The sequence below is a fragment of the Amycolatopsis sp. cmx-11-51 genome, assembly GCF_047608665.1.
Classification (GTDB): domain Bacteria; phylum Actinomycetota; class Actinomycetes; order Mycobacteriales; family Pseudonocardiaceae; genus Amycolatopsis.
The window spans coordinates 23,202-29,201 of record NZ_JADNQO010000031.1 but is presented as its reverse complement, the minus strand read 5'-3'; the positions used below and the strand labels follow the sequence as shown (position 1 = coordinate 29,201).

Below are 6,000 nucleotides of genomic sequence, written 5' to 3'. Positions count from 1 at the left end.
TCGACGGGCTGGAGATCCTGCCGCCCGGCATTGTGCCGCTGGCACTCTGGCGGCCCGACGAGGTCGTCACCGACGCGACCACCATCGGGGTGCGCTTCATGACCGGAGGCGTCGCGATCAAGCGCTAAAGGATGTCTCGTAACTGGTGTTGTGGTTGGTGGGGCTGGGTTGCGCTCAGGCATCGAAGAGGATGTTGTGCAGATTCGCGATGCCGGAACCGTGTCGGCGAGCGTGCTCGCCGACCGGCGGTAAGCGCGGATCTTGCGGTGGGTGGCGTTGAGATCTTCCTTCCAGTCCGGTAAATCGCTTGACCAAAACGCCGGGGCCCCTTTTTCGCGCGGGCACCGCACCGTCGCCGAGGGTGCGGCCGTTCCGGTCCTGCTCGCGACGCTTCCCGCGGACGGCCCGTCTGGTGTCTTCCGGGGCCCGGATTCCCTCGAGGACGTCATTCCCTGGTGAGCTAAGTCTTGATCACCAGCCGTGTCGTGCTCACCTCGGCGACCGACCAGCCAGGAGAGGGCGCGGTTGCCAGAGCGAACAGTCATGTCGTATCCTCTGTATACATTGCATACAAGGAGTTCGGTTGGACAGGGTTTACGACGACATCCACGGCCTGATCGTGCTCGGGACGTATGCGGCCGGGCAGTCGATCAGCGAGCAGGAGCTGTGCTCTCGGCTCGGTGTCAGCCGCACGCCGGTGCGGGAAGCGTTGCGGCGGCTGCAAAGCGACGGCCTGGTTCGCGCCGCCCGCCGGGGCGTGACCGTCGTCGAACTCGACACCAAGGCGTTGCGTGATGCCTACCTCGTGCGCGCCTCGCTCGAGGCGCTGACCGCGGAACAGGCCGCGCGCCGCCAGCAGGCGGGCGAACTGTCCCCGGCATCACTACGCCGCCTCACCGAGCACGCCGACCTGGCCGACGAGGCCACCCGCCTGGGTGATCTGCTCAACGGCGTGGCCCGCAACCGGGCATTTCACCGGCACGCCGCCGAGCTTGCCGACCTCCCGATGGCGCTGGACGTCCTGGACCGGATTTGGGACCAGATCATCGTTTCGACGCGCGCTTCGTTGACCGCGTCCGCGCGGCCGGCCCGCGTGGACGACGAGCATCGCCGCCTCATCTCGGCCATTGCCGAGGGCAAACCGGACGAAGCCGCCGCCCGTGCCCGCGAACACGTCATGGCCACCATGTCCACAGTGGACGAAACAGCGGAAGGAAGGTCTACATGAGCAGGGAACACGACTACCGGGTCATGGTGCGCTGGACCGGAAACAGCGGCTCCGGCACCTCCGGTTACCGCGATTACGCGCGCGACCACGACGTCGTCGCCGAGGGCAAGGAACCGCTCAAGGGCACTGCAGATCCGGCGTTCCGCGGTACGGCGGACCGCTGGAACCCCGAAGAACTGCTGGTCGCCGCACTGTCGCAATGCCACATGCTCAGCTACTTCGCGCTGTGTGCCCGCGCCGGGGTGGTCGTGACCGAGTATGTCGACTCCGCGAGCGGCGTCATGCGGGAGGAGCCTGGCGCGGGTGGCCGGTTCACCGAGGTCGTGCTGCACCCCGAGGTGACCGTCGCCGAACCTGACATGCGCGCCAAGGCGTTGGCCCTGCACGAGGACGCGCACGGGATCTGCTTCATCGCCAACTCGGTCAACTTCCCGGTACGGCACGAACCCGTGGTGCGGTAACGGACATACGGTGCGGGTGACGATCGACCCGCGCAGTCCGCTCCATGCGGCCACCGCGTCCTCGTCGGGGGACTGGCAGCCTGTCGTTTCATGCCGCTGACCGGATCGGGTCCGCTACCGGATGCGCAGGCTCCTACGGGAATTCGGGAGTGAGCGGCCGTCTACGCGGGCGTAGCCGAACGTCGTGGATGCTGGTTCTGCCCGATGTGGATCGACAGCTTCCGCCGATCCGACCGAGGCCGCCGATGGAAGGATCGACATCCCCTGCCCCAGTCAGGTCGCCAGGAGCCTGCCCTTGACCTCCGGTCCTGTCGACCATCGCGCCTGTACTCTGTGCAGAGGCGACCACGGTATCGCGATCAAATCGCGTCCTGACACCCGAAGGCTGTCGAGGGTTCAACTCGGTAGAAGTTTCCCCAACCCTATGAGTGCAGTTCGTATTTGAAGACGTAGCTGTGCTCACCGTTCGGTGCTCGAGTGATCTCCATCGTGGCCCGGAGTCCTTTCAGGCCACCGCTGGCCGAGTCCGTGACGACTTCGATGCTGGCGGATCCGCCCTCAGCGTTTCCTTGGGCAGAATGACGCAACACGAAATCGCCTTCTCGGCCATCGATCTGCGCGTGTACCCGCTCCATGCCGACATACGATGCCGAGTCATTGTTTGCCAACACCTGGAGCAGGTTCGCTTCGCTAGTGCCCTGGATTCCTCCTTCGAAGGTCTTGGTATTGCGAACGCGGAGAAGGCGAACGCCTCCTCGCTCGTCGTACACGTCTTCATTCCAGCTGTCCAGGGTGAACCGGCCGGTCACTTCGTTCATGAACTCTCATCGATTCCGTGAGTGTGGACACCACTGAGGTGGTGCGTTGTCCACCAGTGGGGAGATGGCACTACTTTGCAGTCAAGACTTCTCAGAGGACAAGGTACAGGTCATGCAATTCCAGTCGTGATCCATATCCCCACGGTTATCTGCGGAGTATCGCGCTACCCGCCGCTATGGATCAGACACGCAAATGTTCGAGCTGTGACCCTGAGTCGCGACCCGAGAGCGGGCGGGCACCGTCACCTGGCGTGGCTCCAACAGTCCACAGCGGACATCACGATCCCAGTGCCCGCTATGCCGCCGCCGTAGTTCTCTCTCACCCCAGGTGCACCGCCGCAACCGACGAAACCCGCCCCTCACCCTGTCGAAGTGCTCACAGACCTGCGATCAGCCGAAGCCGGAATGCCGTAATAGTCCAAGGCACTCTTGGCCCTGACCGTCCTCACCACTCACGACCCTGCACAAAGCGCTCAAATCGGGCGCTGAGGCCCGTTCCGAAGTTCCCTATGGTCGCCGGATCCCTGTGGCGATCGCGCCATTCAAGGCTTCCACGTCCGAGCACACTTGCCTTACCCCTCACTAGGCGGGGCACCTTGCGGCGGTGGAGAGCGCTAGCGGTGAGTTGCGCCGGGCCAGAGAGGAAGTGTCCAGTCCGCCTGGATCAACTCACCGCCGGCCTGTTCCGCACTACTCACCACGGTACGGTCTGTTCGACCGAGCAAGTGGGCCCACCGCGAAACTCTCCTGTGGGTCCGGTGTCATCGAGGAGTGCGAGTTCGACGGGAACGGCGGCTGCCTCTGCGACAGTCTGGTGTCCACGACTGAAGGGGGATTCGACATTGAGGTCGGTGGCAACGAGGCCCGGGTTGGCGGCGTTGACGTGGATTCCTTTCGCACGCAGGGCGTTGGCGTAGAGCACGGTGATCGAATTCAGCGCGGCTTTGGAGGAGCTGTAGGCGAGCAGGCCGCGGGTGGAGATGGGGTGGTGAGGGTCGCTCAGCAGGGCCATCGATCCCAGCGGGCTGGACAGGTTCACCACTCGGGCCCGGGAAGAGCGCTGCAGCAGCGGAAGACAGGCGTGAATCATGGCTATCGGGCCGAACACGTTGACTTCGTACGCTTGCCGGACTTGTGCTGCGGTGATCTGCTCGACAGGCGTTCCCCACTCGGTCACGATGCCCGCGTTGTTGACCAGGACATCGAGTTTCCCGCATTCGTTCTCGATCCGGGCGATCGCGGCGTCGACCTGTTCCGCTGCGGTGACGTCCAAGTGAAGGAAGCGTACATCGGTGTCGGCACCGCCGAGCTCGAACTCGGCGCTCTTGCCTCGTTCCGGGTCGCGAGCGCCCAGGTACACAGTCATCCCCTCGGCTGCGAGTCGCCGGGTGATCTCCAGCCCGATGCCCTTGTTCGCGCCGGTCACCAGCGCTACCTTGCCCTGGTGTCGGCTCCTCGTCATCGCGGATCCGCCTCTCGGCCGGGCTGCGTGTCGACGAGCGCTATCCAGTTGCCGTCGGGGTCGGCGACATATGCGCGTCGGTGTCCGCCGAGGTGGCGATAGGGCTCGATGAGTATCCGGGTGCCACCGGCTCGGAGCCGCGCGGTCTCGCGGTCGACGTCCTCGCAGGAGACGACCAGTTCGAAGGTGGAACCACTGGCGGGTATCAGCCCGGTCGATTTCACCGCGGCAGGGTGGGAGACAGCGAGCAAGGAAGTGCCGAGCTGAAGCACGACGTGCTCGGGAGTGTCCTGGTTCGGCCAGCAGTACGACACCGCGAACCCGAGTCGGTCACGGTAGAACTCGAGCGCGGCGAGGGGGTTCTCGGTGAAGATGTTGAGCATGCTGGACGTGGTCGTAGCGCTCGGCCGCTGTCCGTCGGAGAAGGTAGCACCGCCACCGGCGAATTCGTCGGCCGCGAAGAGGGCGACAGAGCGGGCGGGGCGGCCGGTGACGACCTCGACGTCGCCACTGATCTCGTCGTAGTCGCCGACGGCGATGACCTCATACTGTGTGGTCAAATCTCGGGCGAGCCACCGGGGGAGCCCGGCGCCGACCATCGCCTCGACGAGTGCCGCAGGGGGCACCCGGACATGGGTGATCGTCCGTCCGGCAGCTGCGCTCAGGATCGCGGCGGCCTCGTCGTAGGTGTGGGCCTGCGGACCTGTCAGGGTGTAAGTCCTGCCCTCGTGCCCGTCCTCGGTCAGCGCCACGGCCGCGACGGTGGCAATGTCGTTCGCGTCCACGAGCGCGGTCCGGCCGTCTTCGGCACAGGTATAGATCGCGTCATCGGTACCGATGCGGTGGAAGTTCTGCAAGTAACCCCCCGGCCGCAGGATTGTGTAGGCGAGTCCGGAAGTCTTCAGTTCACGCTCGGACTCCCAATGCTCCCGCACGAACCCGATCGGCGACTGCTCGTGGGCACCGTGGGCGGATAGCTTGACCACTCGGCGCACCCCGGCCGTACGTGCCGCTGTGATGACGTTGTGTTCCTGTACACGCTGACTGTCGGGTACCGCGGCGGCGGTGGTCAGCAGGAAGAGGCGGTCTGCCCCAGACAACGCGGGGGCGAGCGAGCCCGGATCGGCCAGGTCGACTGGGAAGGTTTCAACCCGGTCCCCGAAGAGGGTCTGCGCCCGGCGTCTGTCCCGGCATAGCACCCGAACCTGCTCACCGCGCTCCACGAGGAGATGCACCAGCCGACTGCCGACCGTTCCGGTCCCGCCGGTCACGACGATCATGAGTACTCATTCCTTCAGATAGATTATGGTGGTAAACCACCATAATCTATCTTCGTTAGCATCGTCCAGTGACCCCGTCGATGCCCGTCGAACCGCCCACTCCGTTGTCCTATGAGGTCATCCAGCTGCTGGTCGAAATGAGTGCACGACTGAGCCGGAATTTCGCCGCGCGAGCGGCGGAGCTGAACCTCACGGCCGCTGAGGGGAAGGTCCTGCTCGCCCTGGAGCTGAATGCCACCTTGTCCATGCGTGGACTGGCTCGAAAACTCGGCTACGACGCGTCGAATCTCACTGGCATCATCGACAAGCTCGAGGACCACGGCCTGGTCGGGAGGCATACGGACCGTGCCGACCGGCGGATCAAGAACATCATGGCCACCGACGAGGGGGCGCGCGTCCGAGACGGTCTCGCGCAGCGGCTCCGGGAGGACGCGGGCCCGGTCAGTGCGCTCACTGAACCCGAACTACACGAGCTCCGCGCCTTGCTTGTGCGCGCGATGGACAGCAACGCGCCCTGAGGTGACCGGGGGGCATCGTGCGCGGGCTCATGCTTCGCATACGGGTATCGAAGGGCGCCGCAGTCGAAGCAGAGGGGCAGTGCCGGAGGCATGAGCGCATCCAACGACCGCGCGGACGCTTCCGACCGAACTCCCCACTCGCCGCAGGAACCCCGCCGACAGTCACGGTGTCAGCCTTTCGCGCCACTGTCGAAGAGAGTGCGGCACCCGCGCCGGCACGGCTGATCCGCCGT

Annotated in this window: 7 protein-coding genes; 4 read left to right on the top strand and 3 right to left on the bottom strand. The window is 65.2% G+C overall.

Annotated elements, in window-relative coordinates:
- Positions 1-8 precede the first annotated feature (8 nt).
- The 3 genes from ACM6LU_RS38680 to ACM6LU_RS38670 all read left to right on the top strand — a co-directional run bounded on the left by ACM6LU_RS38680 (position 9) and on the right by ACM6LU_RS38670 (position 1,689).
- The gene (locus ACM6LU_RS38680) at positions 9-128 is read left to right on the top strand and encodes a hypothetical protein (protein ID WP_414942488.1); all 120 of its coding nucleotides are present in this window, start codon (positions 9-11) and stop codon (positions 126-128) included.
- A gap of 455 nt (positions 129-583) precedes the next feature.
- Complete coding sequence (locus ACM6LU_RS38675; protein WP_414942830.1) at positions 584-1,228, top strand: GntR family transcriptional regulator; 645 nt, start codon at positions 584-586, stop codon at positions 1,226-1,228.
- A complete protein-coding gene (locus ACM6LU_RS38670; RefSeq protein ID WP_414942829.1) occupies positions 1,225-1,689 on the top strand; it encodes an OsmC family protein in 465 nt (154 codons plus the stop codon). The genes ACM6LU_RS38675 and ACM6LU_RS38670 overlap by 4 nt, the downstream gene beginning before the upstream one ends.
- Before the next feature lie 422 nt (positions 1,690-2,111).
- On the opposite strand, the gene ACM6LU_RS38665 is transcribed toward ACM6LU_RS38670, so the two are convergent.
- The 3 genes from ACM6LU_RS38665 to ACM6LU_RS38655 all read right to left on the bottom strand — a co-directional run bounded on the left by ACM6LU_RS38665 (position 2,112) and on the right by ACM6LU_RS38655 (position 5,249).
- Positions 2,112-2,507 (bottom strand): DUF3224 domain-containing protein, encoded by a 396-nt coding sequence (locus ACM6LU_RS38665; protein WP_414942828.1) that lies wholly within the window; start codon positions 2,505-2,507, stop codon positions 2,112-2,114.
- A 694-nt stretch (positions 2,508-3,201) separates the two neighbouring features.
- A complete protein-coding gene (locus tag ACM6LU_RS38660) occupies positions 3,202-3,933 on the bottom strand; it encodes an SDR family NAD(P)-dependent oxidoreductase (protein ID WP_414942827.1) in 732 nt (243 codons plus the stop codon).
- A gap of 32 nt (positions 3,934-3,965) precedes the next feature.
- Positions 3,966-5,249, bottom strand: a complete 1,284-nt coding sequence (locus ACM6LU_RS38655; RefSeq protein ID WP_414942826.1) for an NAD(P)H-binding protein — start codon at positions 5,247-5,249, stop codon at positions 3,966-3,968.
- A gap of 68 nt (positions 5,250-5,317) precedes the next feature.
- Between ACM6LU_RS38655 and ACM6LU_RS38650 the strand changes: the two genes are divergently transcribed.
- Positions 5,318-5,767, top strand: coding sequence for a MarR family winged helix-turn-helix transcriptional regulator (locus ACM6LU_RS38650; RefSeq protein ID WP_414942825.1), 450 nt, complete (start codon positions 5,318-5,320; stop codon positions 5,765-5,767).
- Positions 5,768-6,000 lie beyond the last annotated feature (233 nt).